This is a genomic window from Pseudoalteromonas sp. APC 3893 (assembly GCF_030408095.1).
In the GTDB taxonomy this organism is placed as follows: Bacteria; Pseudomonadota; Gammaproteobacteria; order Enterobacterales; family Alteromonadaceae; genus Pseudoalteromonas.
The window spans coordinates 1-17,260 of the sequence record NZ_JASDCD010000014.1; the positions used below are offsets into that span (position 1 = coordinate 1).

The following is a 17,260-nucleotide window of genomic DNA, read 5'->3' on the forward strand; positions in this document are numbered from 1 at the left end:
AGGGGTCAAAATACTGCTGCGCCATCCTACATGGCGTTATAACGACTTGAGCGGTATGCGGGGAAACTCGCACGTACCGTTCTTAGAGGGCTGGGCTCGAGTAATCGGGTCTGGCTACTCGACAAAAACAAAAGTTCAAATGGCCAAACAAAGCAAGTCTGCAAGAATTTGAACTCAGTCCAGAGCAACTGGATTGGTTGTTGTCGGGATATGATGTGCTTGGTCACGAAGAATTGCAGTATCAATCGGTGATCTAATCGATCATATTGACAGTAAATGATCGTTGCCACACCGTCTGTTTTATCTTTGCGTCAAGCAAGAAAGCAACGTCAAATTCTGTTAAATTGCGAACATGAAAATTGATGCACACTCACTTCCTAACCACCCAGAACAACTCAAGCGCATGTGGCTTGAGTTGCAACAAGTCGTTGCTAAAAAAGATAAAGAGTTAGCTGAAAAAGATGCGAAAATTCACGAATTACTGCAAGCTTATAACGCAAAACTTGCCAAAGAGTACGCCAAGAAATCTGAAAAGATGCCGGGTGCAGGCGAAGTATTCAATGAAGCAGAAGACACTCTCGATGAACATGATAAAGCGCTATTGGCTACATCGCCCTCAGTAAAGAAAGAAAAAGCCAAACCGAAACGCCGCCCACTGCCGGCGCAGTTGCCGCGAATTGAGGTGGTTGTTGACCTCGAAGAGGATGACAAAATATGTGATTGCTGTCAAAGCCCCCTTCATAAAATGGGTGAAAGCAGCAGTGAAGCACTGGAATTTGTACCAGCGCATATCAAAGTAATCAAAACCATTCGCCCAAAATATACGTGTCGTCACTGTGAGCGAGAAGGGATTGAAAGTGTAGTAAAAACCGCCCTAATGCCTGCAACCCCTATTCCAAAAAGCATCGCAACCCCCAGCCTGCTGAGCCAAATAATCATGTGTAAATACCAGTTTGGCTTACCACTTTATCGCCAAGAAACAATGTTAGCCGATATTGGTATTGAGTTGAGCAGACAAACGATGTCGAGCTGGATGTTGCGCTGCGCAGACCTGTTGTCCCCTCTGTATAAACGCTTAAAAGACGTGTTGTTATCTCAACCGGTTATTCACGGCGATGAAACCCCGTTAAACGTCATTAATGCAGATAAAGCAACCAGCTATATGTGGCTGTATTGCTGCGGCGATGATAAACCGGGTAAAGGCACTAATATTGTCCTGTTTGATTACCATAATAGTCGTGCAGGCCAATGTGCGGTTGATTTCCTTGATGGTTACCAAGGCTACATGCACGTTGACGGCTACAAGGCTTACGAGCAAACGAATGCAACACTGGTTGCGTGCCTAGCCCATATACGCCGTAAGTTCATCGAGGCCAAAGGCAATAATAAAAAAACCGTTAAAGCGGATGTTGCACTTAACCTTATTCGCAAACTCTATGGTATTGAGCAAGCCATCAAAGGTAAGCTGGCCGATGAAAAATTCACCGTTAGGCAGCAAAAAGCCAAACCAATCGTTGATGAATTGTATCAATGGTTACTCAAACACAAAGATAAAATCCCTCCCCAAATGGCGCTAGGTAAAGCAATTACCTATGCGATAAATCAGTTTGAGAAATTTCGGCGTTACCTCGATGATGGCAGGCTCAGTATTGATAATAACCGTGCAGAGCGAGCCATAAAACCGTTCGTAATAGGGCGAAAAAACTGGTTATTCTCAAATACCTGCAATGGTGCACATGCCAGCGCTATACTTTATAGTCTTGTTGAAGCCGCAAAGGCAAATGACCTTGTGGTGCATGACTACATCTCGACGTGCTTGCAACATATTGCAGAGCGGCCAGATAACCTTGATCCACTGCTGCCTTGGAACTTTAGCAAAGCTAGGTGTCGTTAGCTATACGCTTACATATAGTTTAATACAAGCGGTATTAACAACCGACGGGAGCACATTTGGACATAAACGCGTTATAGACGAAGGACTGCTGTGTGTCATTTGCAGACATTGGTACAAAGGGGCTGTTAGGGGTGAGCAACGTAATATTTAAGCCGCCATATACCACTTTAAACACTAAATCCAACGCATAGAAAAATATCACGAGTTGCGAATTCCTCTTGAACAGTTTGTTATGATTGTACTAAATGGGAGTACTCTCTGTCGTTTTTGACGTATGCTTTAAGCCCATAACGCCCTTGAAAAACAGATGATTGCTTTAATAGTTGCTCATAATCTACAGTATCGATTGGACATTCTTGATCTCTTTTCCAACTAGCAAACGCATATACAATTAGCACCGAACCGGCGTGAAGTCCTTGGTAGTAACCTTGCTGAATTAAGTCATTTTTACCAACAACATCGTAAAACTTATGACTCCAATATTCCTCAATTGAACCAAGTACTAACTGGTAGTGCTCGGTACCCAGTTTTGATTTAAATACTTTGAACTTTTCTATTTCTCGCGCACACATAATCCAACTTGATCGATCACTTACAGCAAGAGCATTTTCTGCCATACCTTGTGTCAGCATTTCAAAAGCAGATTCAAGTTTTCAGATCGCTGCTTCGAAAAGCTCCTTGTCGAGCGCAAGTCGATTATCAAACTTATTTTTACGATAAGTAAAGGACAAACCAACCAAAGCAATTATCGCAGTAGTCATTGATATGATCGCGGAAACTACTGGTACTATATATTCTTCGCTAACTAAAGATTCCATAACTCCCTCGAAAATCATAACGCCGTTTTAAGCGACAAATTGCAGTTGGCTAAAATAAGCGACGAAGGAGCAAAAGCCAACTGTACTTTGCCCTTTTTAAACAGCTTTTTATCTTTATGGTTGACTCTCTTTTCTAAAAGTGAAATATGATGCAATAAAAATTAGGAATAGAATAATAGAATTTTTAATGTCTTGTTCTTGGCTGACTACATTATTATAAGCGGTATTAATATCCCTATAATCCATCAAAATTTTATCAGAAGCACTTGCAAAATCCCTAACAAATTCAAATGGATCAGAACCATGCTTTAGAAAAAGCTCTTCGTTAGAATATAACGACTTCAACAGTTCAATTTGTTTTACAGTAAGTTCAATCTTGTCGTCTTCTGATAAACTCTTGCCTTGATATGTAAATGCATCTCTAAGTTCAGGCATGTAATCTTCAATAGTTTTTAGTTTTTCGTAATATATTGCCAGGTGCTTATCAAGCTCTTTGTAGTTCTCATGTACTAGCTTCAATTTTTCTAGTCCGAGTTCACTACCTGCTTTATTTAATAAAGGCTCTGAATCTCCCATAGTATTTACAGCAACGCCAGCATGTCGCTTTAATACCCTAAGCATTCCCTTAACTTGATAATGATATTCATCAATATCATCAAAGAACTTTTTACTAACCGTTTTCTGGCCAGTGTACAAAGAAAGGTTCTTATAGCTATGTGAGTATTTAATAAAATCAAACTTCTCATGAATTTCTTCTGACCAATAATTCATTTGAAATGAATATTCAGAGAATTTGCTAATGTCATCTTTCCCTGCGTTGGGGAATACATAGGTTTGAATTAAAAAGATTATCGCGCTTGCAAATGTGATAATTCCGATTTTAATGAAGGTTTTAGCATCAATGCTCAAAGTAATACTCCTGAATAAATATAACGCTTAGCTAGTAGACAAAGTTGAATAAGCTAAATACGAGTGACTAGCTAATTTAATTCTGTCCTAATTTAGGCCTTGTTAGCCATTCCTTTTACCATTATCTGAACTTGGTACTTTAGGTGGCTTTACTTTTGGCATTGGGGTATCGACTTTCATATTTGGTAAGTTTCGACCTGTGTTCGGCACTATAACTTTATCTTTACTATTTGATTTTTCTGACATTCTTATACTCCTAAGTAATTGTCCGTAAAATATTCACCTGCGGCTTTCTCAGCAGCAACTTTTAATTTATGTTTGCGTGGTAAAACTAAACCATTTAGGCTAGCTCTTTCAGCAGCGATAATTCGCCCTTTTAGTCTAACAGTTTCTTGATGTATCTCTTGTTCTGTAAGGAGACCTTCTGAAACTTTATACCAAATACTTTCTGCTTCTAAGAAAATAGCTTGTATTTGATTATTAAGTTCAGAGATAGCTTTTAAGCGTTTCTGATAAGGTAGGAATGGTTTTATTGCTGTAACAACTTGAGACAGAGCTATTATACAAGCCCAAACTAATTGATGCTCTTTCCATATTGCCCAAGTTGCGATACTCGCTGAAGAGGCGATTGCCATAAAAATATTGAGAGCTTTATCAGTCCATTCATCATCTGAAGCATAATTGTGAAGGTAGCCAATTTGCGCCTTAAGTTCTTTTAATAAATTCCAATACCTTAACTGGTACAAATCATACCCCTTGAAATGACTAATAGCTTATTGAACACCATTTTGATGGCTTGTAAAAGATCCACCTTCTAAAGAAGGTGGCTTTGAATTAGCCCCTTAAAAGGGGGCGTTGTTTACTCCAGTGTTAACTGAGCTTGCTCTTGCCTCTCTTCTTTCTGCTGATGCCTGACATATCTTCGTATTACTTCTTCATTTATGCCAACCGTGTCAACAAAATACCCTCGCTGCCAAAAATGATTACCCCATAACTTATTCTTTCTTAAATACGGATATTTACTAAACATTTTTAACGCTATTTTACCTTTCAATGCTCCCATTAATTTTGAAATTGACAGCTTTGGTGGCACTTTTACTACTAAGTGTACGTGATCTATTTGTACATTCAGCTCAACAACTTTGCATCCAAGCTGTTCACAATAGACCTGAATGCATCTGTATACATCCCTGCCTACTTTGTTTTTAAGGATCCTAAATCTATATTTCGGTGTCCAAACTATATGATATTGACATCGCCAATACACATGCGATGCTTTCTCGTATCTACTCATGTTTTTTCCTTTTGTGACTTCGCTAAAAATCAACTTAGGAATTAACATGAGTACTTTTTACAGGCAAAGCCTATTTGATGATAACCACCTACTGAAGTAGGTGGTTTAGGGGCTGAAAATAAAACACCAAAACGGTGTATATTACATACCCTGATAATTCCACCAATAATTACCTTTGTAAACAAGTAATTAAAATAGCTAGGAATTAAGCTTGTTATCTTGCAAAAACGGCGGTTATTAATGTTATCGGACAAAATTAGATTTCTACTCAAAGCACAGGAATAAATTTAACTTTTTCACTGACCGGTTATCGCTCAAAGCCGAACTTCTTAAAAGTGCCATGAGCAGTCATTCATAATCAACTCATTTCTGCCCAAAACAAGCTAGAGAATTTTGCTCAAAGGGCCAATAACAACGTTTGCGCCACTATGGTTTTTTAGCTAATGCGTTTCGTAAGCGAAAGTTAGCGGTGTAAGGTTGGCTTATTACGGTTTATTGGAGTGATAAATTTAGATGTGGCAACGAATGAAATAGTTCGAACGAGTTAGTGGCCTAGCTTGCTGCATCAAATCAACTAGTTAACCTGCTTAACTGCTCAGGCTAGTGGCGACTGTACGCACGAAAAATATAATTGCTTAACCGACAAACATTAGGTTTAATGGACATATAATAAACGTTAAGTAACGCAGGGACAGCTTAGATATGACAGGCACACCAATTAAATTGGCTTGATAAAGCCTAGGTCATAAAAAGCTTTTCTACATAGGTAAAGTCCATAGCATAAATAACACCAATTCTGACACACTGAGCTGGTAGCGCCTTAGTCCAACAAGCGATTATGCAACACAAACTGCGTGTCGCATAAATACTAAAATGTTATGTGTAGAGAAAGGAGAAATTTTTGAGCAAAATCTTTATATCCCATAGTCATCAGGATAAAGCTCTGCACGGTGCTTTAAAGGATGCGCTTATTGAAATCGGCCACGATGTTGTAGGGGTTGACTCATTATCTGTAGGGGCAAATATTTCTAAGGCTCTCAATGAGCTTTTGCACGCGGCCGATGCAGTCGTAGCAATCATTACGGAAGACTCACTGAGTTCCAAGAATGTGATTAGCGAGATCACCGTAGCTCAAGCGCAGATGGATGCTATAGATAGCAAAATCTTTATGCCAGTAATCGTTGGTAATATTGAGATACCTAGCTTTCTTCGAGAAAGACTGGCGGTAATGGTTCCAGACTTTTCGAATGAGAATTTAACTAAGGTAGTGTCGAATATTCACCGAGCAGTAGAGCACAACTTAGCAATACGGACGGAAAGGAAAAGGGCACAAAAAGAGCAGGCTTCTAAATTAGAAGTAAGTAAAACAGAATTTATCAAAGAAGCCGAAGAGCGTCTCACTAAAAAAGAAGCCTCACTGGGACTTAGTGCGAATATATGGTATGGGATAGGATATGGCGCGCTGATTCTCGGCGTTCTTGCTGCTTTGTTACTTATTAAAGAAAGCTTAGGGGGCAAGGTCGATACCACAGGTATTATTCTGCTATCTATCAAAGGCCTAATTGGTGTTGGTCTTCTAGTGGCTTCATCGAAGTATGCATTTTCATTAGGAAAGTCTTACATGAATGAGTCGTTAAAAAACTCTGACCGTTTACATGCAATCTCCTTCGGAAAATTTTACCTCCAAGTTTACGGCGATGTTGTAACACCAGATGATGTCAAAGAAGTGTTTCAGCATTGGAATATTGATAAGGACTCTTCATTCAGGGAATTAGGCTCTGATAACTTTGACCCAAGAATATTTGAATCAGCTATTGAGATAGCTAGGGTTCTTACAAAAAATGAGAAAAAAAGTTCTAAAAACACATAATCGGGTAGCCGGAGGTCTCTAACCTCCAGCCACCACACCACCCATCATGCGGGTCCGCAATGGGCGGTTCATCTCCCGTAATGAATATTGCTCCAAATATCCCTCAATGACACTAAACCTTGTGAAGCTAAGTAGTTATTGCCTAGCGCAATGTTAATTCCTTTTGTTTTAGAGCTTCTACAAGGGCCTTTACTGGTGATACCACAGGCTAGGGCGAGTCGTTCGCCAACACCCAATTTCATTAAACTGCGTACTTTGGTGCGAGGTTTACGCCATTGCCGCCAGTAGCACATTCTTATCCTACGTCGGATCCAATGATCTAAATCCACCATTAGCTGATAAGCGTTGGCTATCAGGTAGTAGTGTCCCCAGCCGCGCAAATACTGTGTGAGTTTATGAATTTGTAGGGTCATTGAGATCCCCAAGTTGCGGTTAGTGAGTTCTCTTACATTTGCTTTAAATTTCTTTAGCGCCTGTTCATGGGTCTGCACTTGACCGTAACGGAAGGTAAACCCGAGAAATTTCGAGCCTGATACGGGACTGACCCGACTTTTCGATTCATTTACTTTGAGCTTTAATCGCTGAGTGATAAACGCAGTAATGTCCCGTTGCATTATTAGCCCTTCGTTTTTCGTTTTTACTAAAATGATTATGTCATCAGCCTAACGTGCAAACTTAAGGCGTTTGTAGGTTAACTTCTTATCTAATTCATCGAGTAAAATGTTGGAAAGCAAAGGGGATAATGGCCCACCTTGAGGGACGCCTTTTGTTGACTCAAACCACAGACCTGTTTCGCGCTCTGCTACTCCCGCTCGTAGATACTTACCGAGTAGGCGCATGAGTGTTTTGTCTTTGATTTTACGACCAACACGGTGAGCTATGTGAATTCAAGTTCATTTGTAGTATCTCCTCTGGTTAAGATGTTCAGGCCTTCACCGTGTCCCCTCCATTACGATGGGCGTTTGGCTACTATGCCATCTGCTGACTTCTGATAAATCACTCTAGCGATTACTCGATAAAGCGCGTCTAAACTAACGCTTGTTTACTGCTATTTCGCTCGCTGTAGGTCGCAGCAACCAGAGCGCCAAGGGTTGAGCAAGCAGTCCCTAACTGGTAATCTCCAAGCGTTAGCGCGGATGCGTGTTTATCAGATTTCCCCGAATAAGGTGCATCGACTTTCTCTGCACAACTGCATCATTTATGGTGGCCGTTAGATCACATGATTTCGCTATCTTGTGCTAGCTCATCTCCAGCCTACGCCTCATATGATGTTTTTGTTCATCAGCTCACAGGTTTGCTAGCGGCTTCCTCCAGACTATCTCTCACGATTTAGCCCTTGCCATTCGCTAGTAGTTATCGTTTAATAACAGTGTGTTATTTAAACGGTGATCTTCCTACAGAGAACTTTCACCTCATAAGTCAATGCCCATGTCGGGCGTACACAAGACGTTCCAATTGACATCGTACTGTCACGAATTTTGGCTCCAAAAATTAGCGCCAGCACTTGGCAACTGAACTATGCGTTATGTACTTTGAGGGTAAAATGCGAAAAGAACAGCTTCCGAAGTTTAAAAAGCAAGTTGATGCAGCGATGATTGGCTATTTCAACCTACTCGAACGAAAAGAACTGTTATCAACATCAATTGATTTGCATGAATCTTTTAAACATTTGGAGCCACAGGTTCAAAGGTGTATTCATGTTATACAAGATACAATGTATGCCTCTTTGATTGTTGAAACTCACGCTTGGTTATTTGATAGATCAACGAAATCATCTAATTTTAGCTTACATCAGCTGCTAGTCCAGTTGGTTGATAGGAGTTTCCAATCAAAGCACTTGCTAGAGGAATACGCAAAACCACCAATAACTGTTGTTCTTGATGAAGAAGATGGTGGGTGGCATGATCAATACATTGCAGACCGAAAGCTTGAGTTTAACGAGACCTTTAACGAATGTATTACATGCATTAATGAATTACTCTCTTCAAGTATAGTCGATAGAGTTAAATTGTTAAGGGATAGCCTACTTGCGCATAAAGATGGCGATTATGATGTGGCTGGTAATGGGCATACAATTCAAGACATATTTAGCCTTTTTTCACACATGAAGGCAATCTTAGTTTGCTTGAACAAGCTACTCCAACGTATTAGCTATCCAATCACTGAGTCAGAAAAAAGCGCCAGAACAAGTGCAAAAAAGTTTTGGAAGCAGTTGGCACGTACATAACAAGAGACTATGGTCTCAATATACTTTTCCTAATCTGACAAAAAAGATTTAGGGTAATAGTTCTAACGCGTTTCTGTCCAAAAACGAGCTTAAACGACCGTCCGGTTATCGCTATCAAAAAACAGAAGTTTACTTCCGGTTTGTACTTTAAGGTTATAAGCCAGTGTCTAGTTAAAGCTGGGCAGTCCAGTCAAACTCAACCAACAACAAAAAAAATCTTCACTGTAGGCGCTAACGGCTTTGCGCGTGATGGTTTAACTAATGAAAAATATCGAGCGATTACTGGGACGCCACCAGTAACCGCAACGAGGGATTTAAAATCATTAGTTGATAATGGCTTGCTTTTTCCGTCAGGTGAAGGTACGCGTGGTTTACGTTACTTTGTGAACTTCCCGCAAGAAAAAACCTATTTAGTGACAAAGAAGATGTTTCTCTAGTTAATGATGTTAGCCTATTTAAGATCAAGACATCAGGACAGACATTTATTTCTCAAGGTAGCTCGCTGAACAGGCTTTAGGCAACATGGCGGCAACACCGCCATGAAAAGCTTTACTAATTCATCGTGTATAACAAATGAAGCGCTATTGTGTAATAAGTATTGATAGCCACTCAAGTTTTTAATACCTTAAGTAATTCACCCCATTCAAGTGGCCGCGATAAATAGTAGCCTTGTGCCCAATCACAGCCGTGTTCTCTTAAATATGTTAACTGAGCTTCTGTTTCAACACCCTCGGCAATTACACGAAGATCGTAGAGCTTGGCCAAGCTTTGAATTATCATCACCATTTTATTACGCGCCTCACGTTCTGAAAAGAGATCATTCACAAATGACCTATCGATTTTCAAGCAATCAGCTGGGTAGTGGATTAATTGATTAAATGCCGTATAGCCAGTTCCGAAGTCATCTAATGCTATGGACACTCCAAGCTCATCTAAGGCTTTTAAGATCCTTAGGCAAGTAATGTCACCTGCAACGAATGCAGTTTCAGTTACTTCAAGCTCAACACTTTCAGGTTTAATTTTATGATAATCCAATAATTTTTTTATTTGTATAGGAAACGCCTCGTTATGCAATTCTACACCTGAAATATTGATGCAGATCTTTCCTTTAAAATTGTGCTGATTTTGTAAAATACCTTGTGCTTGTAACGCATTGTCGATGACCCATAAATCGATATCTTTGATCAAACCGGTTGCTTCTGCCACGGGAATAAATTGATTAGGCCCAACCCCTTTTAGTTCAGGACTTTGACACCTAAGCAGCACTTCAACGGCAACAATGCTGTTATCTTTGCAGTCAAATATTGGCATATACACTAAAGAGAAATGCTTTTCATTCAGAGCCAGCCTTAGGCCCTTCTCAATCAACTGACGTTGTTGCAGCTTGTCAGCAATTTCTTGGGTAAAAAACCTAAAGCAATTACGACCGTTATTTTTAGCGTCATACATTGCAGCATCAGCGTTATGGAGTAAATCAAAGGGCTCGGTGGTTATATCTGGATACACAGCTATACCTATACTGGCATAGACCATGTGATCAAAATCATCAACCTTAAATCCCCCTTCAAAAATATTCAAGATACGTGTTGCAACGTTGCTAGCATCAAGTGGATCCTTGATGTTGGGTAATAGCACAACGAACTCATCGCCAGCTAATCTTGCTAGTATCTCTGCCTGTGGTTTGTGCAAGTCATCAGAAGGACGAATAGTTTCCCTAAGCTGCTCGCTGAATTTAAGTAACAGCCGGTCACCCGCTTCATGACCATACTGATCATTAACCTGCTTAAAATTATCTAGGTCAATATACAACAAACCTAAGCGTTGTTTATCTTTCTTTGCTCGGGTTAGCATACCCTCTAGGTTAAATTTAAAGCTCCAACGATTGGGGAGACCTGTAAGCATGTCGTAATAAGCCATCTGACGGATATCATCAGCATGCAGCTGCAGAATAGTTTGGTATGCCTGCTCCTCTGAACGCAAGGCTGCGAGACAGATAGCATTCAGTGCCAACATTGTGAGCATAAAACGAATTGCTTCAGCCAGTGAGTAGCTAGTCATTAACAAGCTAGTCAGCGGTGTAAATAATACCAAGATACTGGCAGCACTGAAAATACCAAACACACATACAGCAGGCCAGAAACGGTTAATAAAGAGGTTGATGGCAACAATAGGGTAAATCCATAACATTCCAGTATTACTCTCACCGCCTGTGATTAATAAACACATTGATAAGACAAGTAGAATACCGCTCAAAACCCTCGCTGCTCGTTCGACATTGCCACTTAGCTTTAATAGATAAAGGTTTACTACGCCCAAAATGGCATTGATTATTAATGTGGAGCCTAGGAAGTAAGCGCCATTGATTAAGCTTAAAGTCCCAAATGTAGTAAGAAATATAACACCCAATGTAGTTAAAACCTGACAAAGCGTGTGGCGGCGGCGGTGTCTTACGGCCAACATTTCTTGCTGACCAACTTTCATTTCTCGTATGTAAGTCATGCTAAATATAATTCCTAAAAGGATATAGTAAGCTAAAGTTAATCAGCAATAGTTACTACCCCTAGTTCAAACTTGCCCAGAGACTTGATATATATAAAATAAAAGACATATCACATATGTCAAATAAGCTCTTGTATGGGCATGTAGTTTATACAATAACATATGACTATTTGATGGTAGTTAGCTGTTAAAGTTGATGATTAAGGGGAAACTTATTTCATGCATTTTTAATATAATCAATCAATTGCTCTATTGGTAAAGGCTTAGAGAAAAAATACCCTTGAATTCGAATGTCTTTATGTTTCGCTAAATAGTTGATTAATCTTTCATCTTCAACCCCTTCCACAACAACTATTTTACCCAAATCAAAACAAGCAGTTATTATAGTGTCTAATAACCGTCTTTCCTTTGAATCTACCTCAGCTCCTAAAGTAAATTCACGGTCAATCTTAATAATATTTGCTGGTTGATTAGCGAGCGAAGACAAACTTGAATATCCTGTGCCAAAGTCATCAATAGCAACGTTTACTCCTAATTCAATCAGGTCATGCAGAGTGTTTTCTAATATCGTTTTTTCCTGAAAAGAGGACTCAGTAACTTCGACTGTAAAGTTGTTGAATAAAATATTCCCTTGTGTAAGTAGTGAAGTTAAGTTACTAGAAAAATCTTTCTTCACAATGTGTTTTGTTGAAAAATTAACAGCAACAATAATATTTTGTAGCTGTGGATACTTTTTTATATCACTAATAACTTTATTTAAGACTAACTCACCCACTCTAACGACTTGCTCTGTTGTTTCTGCTACAGGAATAAACTTAGCAGGAGAAACCCAGCCTCCTTTTTGTGGCCACCTTACTAGCGCTTCGACTCCGGTAATAGTTTGGTTATTCAAGCAATGAATAGGTTGATAAAAGACCTCTAATTCATTATTTTGAATCGCTTTGTATAAATTATTTCTTATTTCAATAGTTTCCTTATAAATATTTTCCATAGATTGTTGGTAGAGCTCAACTTGATTACCACCATGCTTTCTTGCTTGCTCTAAAGCTATATTCGCTTGTTGCACATTATAATTAATGTCAAAAGAGGCTAGTTGTTCGTAATATACAGCTCCACAACTAGCTGTTAAATTCAATTCAATATTTCCTAAATAATATGCTTTGGAAACCTCTAGCAAGATGTTATTTAATTTCTCTTCTAATTCAGGAAGGTGTGTATTAGTAAAATACAAAATAAAACTATCTCCAGTCCCTCTAGCAACAATAATTGAATTGTCATCGTGTTGGGCTCGACTCGATATTCTCAGAGCAACGTCCTTTAAAAGCTGATCACTAGTTTTGTGCCCGAGCGTATTGTATGTAGCTTCAAAAAAATCTAATTTTAGAACAGCAGTTGAAAAGCCATTTATCACTTTCATTGATTGTAGGTTTGTGAACACTTGATTTAAGGCTTCTAGCCGTAAAAGGCCTGTAACCTCATCATATTTAGCTCTGAGCTCTGCGAGCCTAGATGAATCAGCGATTAAAACGACGACAAAGACAAAAGCGAAAGTAAGCCAGAGAATAAGTTGATTTATAACTGTACTTCGATGGATAGCTATATAATTGTTTATAAAGCTAAATGTATTATGATCAACTAAGCCCTGCACAGAAATTTTGTTAGCAATGAAATAATTATAGCCTGATTTAAGCTCTGCGAGACTTGCTCTTTTTTTATCTTTAAAATCTACAGAGAAATATACTTGAGGAGTTAACTCGATGTAGGTGTCATACTTGCTAAAATGCTTTAAATAATCCTTTTCCAACAATAAATTCATATCTAATAGCGTTAACAAATAAAACTTACTGCCATCACTAAGCTTGATAGGCGCTAAGAACATGAGTATAGGGATTTCTGAATTCAGAGTTAATGAGTTTACAGCAAACTGAATATCTTTTGAGCTCTGCCTCATCCACGCTTTTATTGTCGGCTTTTCAAGCATCCCATTAGCGTAAAATGTTTTTGCAAAGTCGTTACCTGAATAGAAATCCAACTTTTTGTCGACAACCAAAACACCTTTAATTACTTCATAGTCTTTTGTGTAACTTTTTGCGTCAATATTTACTAAAGCCTTGAAATTATCATAGCTGAGGCTTTCGACCCTTTCTCTGATTCTAGCAACTGCTTGTTTTTGTGAGCTAAGACTTTTATTTAACATAGATTCAATTAAATGGACTCTTTCTCTTGCGATAGCTTCCTCATTTTTGACTACGTTTAAGGAGCTTTGATGCCAGATTGCCGTTCCAGAGAAAATAATAATAAACGCTACTAGTTTAATACGATTGCCATCAACTGACCGAACGTTTTTAAAATATATCTTAATTAAAAATGCTGAAAATATGATAAACAAAAAAAGAGGTGCTAAAGATAGAGTAAATGGATTTCGATCAACCCAGCCTAGATTCACATTTACACCCATATGGAACAAAAATGAAAATTGAATAAACAAAAAAAACACAAAACATAATAAAATTAGCGGGATACAAAACTTTTTTGATTTTATAGAGGAATCAATATTTTTCAAAACAAGTAGGGCTAGAAAAATTAGAGCTGAAATGATTGCTGTCGTAGGAGTTATTACACTCATAAGTTCATATTTATAAAGCATGAACTCACTAAGGCCTAGAATGGAAATAACAAGACAAAAATAGGTTATTATACTATAAAGTACACTCGCTGCATTTCGTGTGACGTTGAATTGCATATAGTACCTTTAAGATTTTTTGATTTTTCATCATTCTAAAAGCATTGGATTATTTATGCAACATACGATTAATTCATTACTATATAGCAGCAGGAATATGCATCGCTTAAGGTTTATCCGGATCAGTTTAGGGTAAACATTAATTTATACATGAAATGTTCCAAACATAAGCTAAAGAATAACACAGACATTCTTTTTTCTGATTCATCATAAGATATTATTAGAGCAGTGATCATCTTTTTAAGTCTTTCCAGCTATTCAGTTGATTTAGCATCAAGTGGCTCATTAATTACAACCTGTGTTAATAAAACATCACGCCGTAAGATAAACCTAGCAAATTTTTTGGTAAATTACGACCCGCAAAGGGTATTCAGTTGAATCTAACGACTACATCTGGCACATTACAGCCCCTGAAGTGAGCCCCCCCATCATTCCTTAAAATTAAAACTATAAATATAAATTAGACGTATTAAATGACAAAATCCACATACTATAAAAATTCATTCATATCTATTATAAGCATAGCCTTAGGCCTAATCATCGGGTTTGTGAATCTAAATCAGGTTAATAGTGGCTTTCCTTTTAAAAGTGAGCTTGTAGAAAAACGTGGTACTGTTGAGTGGGTTGAGGCATACGGTTATGGAATTCGATTTGGCTTTGTTAACGATCCAATGCATTTTAATTACCCATCAAAATCAAATGGGCAAGACGTTGTTAAATCATCTCTTTTAAGCTCAAAGAATCGTATTGTTACTATTTTATATGAGGCTACTGATAGTCATTCACCTATTTACTCTTCGACGATATATTATAATTTTTTTGAGTTAAGCGTTAACGGGCAGCTTGTTCGATCATATGAAGAATCTGAACAAGCTTGGAAGTCAGACAACAAATTGACACCTCTGATTGTTGCTCTATTTTTGATTGGAGGGGTGTATATTTGGCGCAAAACAAAAAAAGAATACAAATACACTCGATATTGAAGCAGCCTCACCTTTAGACCAACTTACCCAGACACTGAAATTCTATTGAGATTAACTTAAAGTTATTATTACAAAACCACCTTACATATCAGGTATATCAACGTGTGAGCTGTGTACCATCACTATAGCCCTCTTTCAGCAGATTCTCTAACACGCACCCGTGAAGAAGGTGTAGCCATTTTCACCGTCGATGGGCAACTCATACATTGAGCTGTCTATTTATGACCACAGCCAATAATTCCCGCACAGTGATAAGAGAGGTAGCACGGTTGAGGCAGAGCTGAGTCGCCAGGCATCCCCACTTCTCCATGAACAAAAATAACGTAACACGGTTTTTCATCTATTGATTGATAAGTTAAAACTACCCACCCTTCTGGTTCGTGTTTCATGCTCACGTTCATCTCACTTATTTTGTTTAAAAATCCTATTAAATAATAGCATTAATCGGAAACTACAACTCAAAGAGATCTTGAAAAGTTGCTTATATAGGTATTTAGGTTATCGCTATCAAAAAACAGAAGTTTATTTCCGTTTTAGGTAGCAGTTTCACTAAGCCCTCATCTATCTAACCAAAAATTCCCCACGGAAATATATTACATATTCTATAGGGTATTATAATTCATCTGGTTGTTAAAATTTAATCTACATACAGTCAGCTTTGATGATATATAACATTTAAAATTTCCTTGGTATGCTCAACACTTCAAACTATACTGTATAAATAAGGCTATGTTGTATTTCAGTGTTGGTGAACTATATTCAATATAATGGAAACCTAATAACGGCAGATGCAACATGGCTTCCAAGCAGTTTCAAAATATACTACATCACATTTTCAACTTAAATTACGCTCAACTTAAAAAGCTTCGCCACGAAGTTGAATCAAATATTGCCACTAACCAAGTAGGTCAAGCCATTGCTGACCATGAAGAATCAATATCTCATTGCCCCCATTGTGATTCACATAATCTAAATCGCTGGGGAATGACAAAGCAAGGAATTCAGCGCTTTAAGTGCAAGTCATGCAACAAAACATTTAATGCACTTGCAGACTCACCACTTTACCGAATGAAAAAGGCTGAGAAGTGGATCGAATATACCAAATTGATGTGGGAAGGCGTATCCCTTAGAAAATCAGCTAAAGCTTTAGATATAACACTTAGAACGTCATTTCGTTGGCGACATATGTTTATTAAAGCCCCTGCCAGCTTTAATCCTTCAGTCCTAACGGGTGTTATTGAAGCTGATGAAACATCTTTACCAGAATCTTTTAAAGGTAAGAGGGCTATTAACCGTCAGTCACATAAACGTGGTGGTGGAAAAATCGAAAAAGTTCCTATTTTCATTGCTCTTGATCGTAGTGGTGATATATCTCACAAGGTTTTAATACGAAATACAAAAGAAAATATTCAAGCACAATTGAAGCCTTTATTATCATCAGGCTCCGTGCTTTGTACTGATGGAAACTTATCGTGTAAAGGTATTGCTAAAGAACTCGACATTGACCATAAACGTTTGATTGGGTTGGATAACCAAAGAGTGGTAGAAGGTATTTACCATATCCAAACACTTAATAATTATATGATGCGATGGAAGGCATGGTTAAGACGTTTTAATGGCATTGGTACAGACTACATTGAGAATTATTTAAGCTGGTTTAGGTTTATGGAAGATAACACTGAGTATTCAGATCAAACACGGATAAAAGAGGCATTATGATATGAATTTTCAATACCCATACTCAACTACAACACAGCCATATAACAACAGTAGTTGATACTTTGGATTTTGCAAAAAAATGTGTCTGTCCTGTTTTATTTGCCAAGTAAAGAGGGAGGGGTATTATGAGCTCACCACCCCAAAAATATACCTCTCCAGTTTGGGGCATAATTGAGTGACACATATAGGCCTCTTAAGTTAGCTCGTAAAAATGTTCTCAACTATGTGTTAATATACTAACCGTTAATTAATATACAGCTTGGAACACAAGACCCCGAATTAGGAATGAATTATTACTTCTTTG

General features: G+C 38.2%; 16 protein-coding genes. 6 read left to right on the top strand and 10 right to left on the bottom strand.

Features of this window, described 5'->3' with window-relative positions; genetic code table 11:
- The first annotated feature begins 403 nt into the window (after nucleotides 1-403).
- Nucleotides 404-1,894, top strand: a complete 1,491-nt coding sequence (locus QMA12_RS15005; protein ID WP_290210560.1) for an IS66 family transposase — start codon at nucleotides 404-406, stop codon at nucleotides 1,892-1,894.
- Nucleotides 1,895-2,124: 230 nt separating this feature from the next.
- Here QMA12_RS15005 and QMA12_RS15010 read toward each other — a convergent pair whose 3' ends face one another.
- The 5 genes from QMA12_RS15010 to tnpA form a co-directional block, all read right to left on the bottom strand.
- Entirely contained in the window at nucleotides 2,125-2,526 is a 402-nt protein-coding gene (locus tag QMA12_RS15010; protein WP_290210554.1) for a hypothetical protein, read from the bottom strand.
- 300 nt (nucleotides 2,527-2,826) lie between these two features.
- Nucleotides 2,827-3,621: a hypothetical protein gene (locus QMA12_RS15015; RefSeq protein WP_290210553.1), complete on the bottom strand. Its 795-nt coding sequence runs from the start codon at nucleotides 3,619-3,621 to the stop codon at nucleotides 2,827-2,829.
- A gap of 102 nt (nucleotides 3,622-3,723) precedes the next feature.
- Nucleotides 3,724-3,867, bottom strand: a complete 144-nt coding sequence (locus QMA12_RS15020; protein WP_290210552.1) for a hypothetical protein — start codon at nucleotides 3,865-3,867, stop codon at nucleotides 3,724-3,726.
- A gap of 2 nt (nucleotides 3,868-3,869) precedes the next feature.
- Nucleotides 3,870-4,367 (bottom strand): hypothetical protein, encoded by a 498-nt coding sequence (locus QMA12_RS15025; RefSeq protein ID WP_290210551.1) that lies wholly within the window; start codon nucleotides 4,365-4,367, stop codon nucleotides 3,870-3,872.
- A gap of 113 nt (nucleotides 4,368-4,480) precedes the next feature.
- Nucleotides 4,481-4,915 (bottom strand): IS200/IS605 family transposase, encoded by a 435-nt coding sequence (gene tnpA, locus QMA12_RS15030; RefSeq protein WP_087532237.1) that lies wholly within the window; start codon nucleotides 4,913-4,915, stop codon nucleotides 4,481-4,483.
- Nucleotides 4,916-5,816: 901 nt separating this feature from the next.
- Here tnpA and QMA12_RS15035 point away from each other — a divergent pair.
- Nucleotides 5,817-6,785, top strand: a complete 969-nt coding sequence (locus tag QMA12_RS15035; RefSeq protein ID WP_290210550.1) for a toll/interleukin-1 receptor domain-containing protein — start codon at nucleotides 5,817-5,819, stop codon at nucleotides 6,783-6,785.
- Between the two features lie 68 nt (nucleotides 6,786-6,853).
- On the opposite strand, the gene QMA12_RS15040 is transcribed toward QMA12_RS15035, so the two are convergent.
- Both QMA12_RS15040 and QMA12_RS15045 read right to left on the bottom strand, forming a co-directional pair.
- Nucleotides 6,854-7,399, bottom strand: a complete 546-nt coding sequence (locus QMA12_RS15040; protein ID WP_290210549.1) for a group II intron maturase-specific domain-containing protein — start codon at nucleotides 7,397-7,399, stop codon at nucleotides 6,854-6,856.
- A gap of 48 nt (nucleotides 7,400-7,447) precedes the next feature.
- Nucleotides 7,448-7,624 carry a reverse transcriptase domain-containing protein gene (locus QMA12_RS15045; protein ID WP_290210548.1) on the bottom strand — a complete coding sequence of 59 codons (177 nt, stop codon included), beginning with the start codon at nucleotides 7,622-7,624 and terminating at the stop codon, nucleotides 7,448-7,450.
- A 704-nt stretch (nucleotides 7,625-8,328) separates the two neighbouring features.
- Here QMA12_RS15045 and QMA12_RS15050 point away from each other — a divergent pair.
- Together QMA12_RS15050 and QMA12_RS15055 are read left to right on the top strand one after the other, a co-directional pair.
- On the top strand, nucleotides 8,329-9,012 hold the full coding sequence (locus QMA12_RS15050) for a hypothetical protein (RefSeq protein ID WP_290210547.1): 684 nt from the start codon (nucleotides 8,329-8,331) through the stop codon (nucleotides 9,010-9,012).
- A 140-nt stretch (nucleotides 9,013-9,152) separates the two neighbouring features.
- Nucleotides 9,153-9,449 carry a hypothetical protein gene (locus QMA12_RS15055; protein WP_290210546.1) on the top strand — a complete coding sequence of 99 codons (297 nt, stop codon included), beginning with the start codon at nucleotides 9,153-9,155 and terminating at the stop codon, nucleotides 9,447-9,449.
- A 172-nt stretch (nucleotides 9,450-9,621) separates the two neighbouring features.
- Here the strand turns inward: QMA12_RS15055 and QMA12_RS15060 are convergent, their stop codons facing one another.
- Nucleotides 9,622-11,511, bottom strand: a complete 1,890-nt coding sequence (locus tag QMA12_RS15060; RefSeq protein WP_290210545.1) for an EAL domain-containing protein — start codon at nucleotides 11,509-11,511, stop codon at nucleotides 9,622-9,624.
- Between the two features lie 217 nt (nucleotides 11,512-11,728).
- On the bottom strand, nucleotides 11,729-14,254 hold the full coding sequence (locus QMA12_RS15065; RefSeq protein WP_290210544.1) for a phosphodiesterase: 2,526 nt from the start codon (nucleotides 14,252-14,254) through the stop codon (nucleotides 11,729-11,731).
- A gap of 473 nt (nucleotides 14,255-14,727) precedes the next feature.
- Here QMA12_RS15065 and QMA12_RS15070 point away from each other — a divergent pair, with 473 nt between their 5' ends.
- The gene (locus tag QMA12_RS15070; protein ID WP_290210543.1) at nucleotides 14,728-15,237 is read left to right on the top strand and encodes a hypothetical protein; all 510 of its coding nucleotides are present in this window, start codon (nucleotides 14,728-14,730) and stop codon (nucleotides 15,235-15,237) included.
- A 215-nt stretch (nucleotides 15,238-15,452) separates the two neighbouring features.
- Here QMA12_RS15070 and QMA12_RS15075 read toward each other — a convergent pair whose 3' ends face one another.
- A complete protein-coding gene (locus QMA12_RS15075) occupies nucleotides 15,453-15,626 on the bottom strand; it encodes a hypothetical protein (RefSeq protein ID WP_290210542.1) in 174 nt (57 codons plus the stop codon).
- Between the two features lie 406 nt (nucleotides 15,627-16,032).
- On the opposite strand from QMA12_RS15075, the gene QMA12_RS15080 reads away from it, so the two are divergent.
- A complete protein-coding gene (locus tag QMA12_RS15080) occupies nucleotides 16,033-16,956 on the top strand; it encodes an IS1595 family transposase (protein ID WP_290210541.1) in 924 nt (307 codons plus the stop codon).
- Nucleotides 16,957-17,260 lie beyond the last annotated feature (304 nt).

What these genes read in the sequence shown, in the direction of transcription:
- QMA12_RS15005 (WP_290210560.1), top strand. Translation starts at nt 404, where the DNA reads ATGTGGCTTGAGTTGCAACAAGTCGTTGCTAAAAAAGATAAAGAGTTA.
- QMA12_RS15010 (WP_290210554.1), bottom strand. Translation starts at nt 2,526, where the DNA reads ATGCTGACACAAGGTATGGCAGAAAATGCTCTTGCTGTAAGTGATCGA.
- QMA12_RS15020 (WP_290210552.1), bottom strand. Translation starts at nt 3,867, where the DNA reads ATGTCAGAAAAATCAAATAGTAAAGATAAAGTTATAGTGCCGAACACA.
- tnpA (WP_087532237.1), bottom strand. Translation starts at nt 4,915, where the DNA reads ATGAGTAGATACGAGAAAGCATCGCATGTGTATTGGCGATGTCAATAT.
- QMA12_RS15040 (WP_290210549.1), bottom strand. Translation starts at nt 7,399, where the DNA reads ATGCAACGGGACATTACTGCGTTTATCACTCAGCGATTAAAGCTCAAA.
- QMA12_RS15045 (WP_290210548.1), bottom strand. Translation starts at nt 7,624, where the DNA reads ATGCGCCTACTCGGTAAGTATCTACGAGCGGGAGTAGCAGAGCGCGAA.
- QMA12_RS15050 (WP_290210547.1), top strand. Translation starts at nt 8,329, where the DNA reads ATGCGAAAAGAACAGCTTCCGAAGTTTAAAAAGCAAGTTGATGCAGCG.
- QMA12_RS15060 (WP_290210545.1), bottom strand. Translation starts at nt 11,511, where the DNA reads ATGACTTACATACGAGAAATGAAAGTTGGTCAGCAAGAAATGTTGGCC.
- QMA12_RS15065 (WP_290210544.1), bottom strand. Translation starts at nt 14,254, where the DNA reads ATGCAATTCAACGTCACACGAAATGCAGCGAGTGTACTTTATAGTATA.
- QMA12_RS15070 (WP_290210543.1), top strand. Translation starts at nt 14,728, where the DNA reads ATGACAAAATCCACATACTATAAAAATTCATTCATATCTATTATAAGC.
- QMA12_RS15075 (WP_290210542.1), bottom strand. Translation starts at nt 15,626, where the DNA reads ATGAAACACGAACCAGAAGGGTGGGTAGTTTTAACTTATCAATCAATA.
- QMA12_RS15080 (WP_290210541.1), top strand. Translation starts at nt 16,033, where the DNA reads ATGGCTTCCAAGCAGTTTCAAAATATACTACATCACATTTTCAACTTA.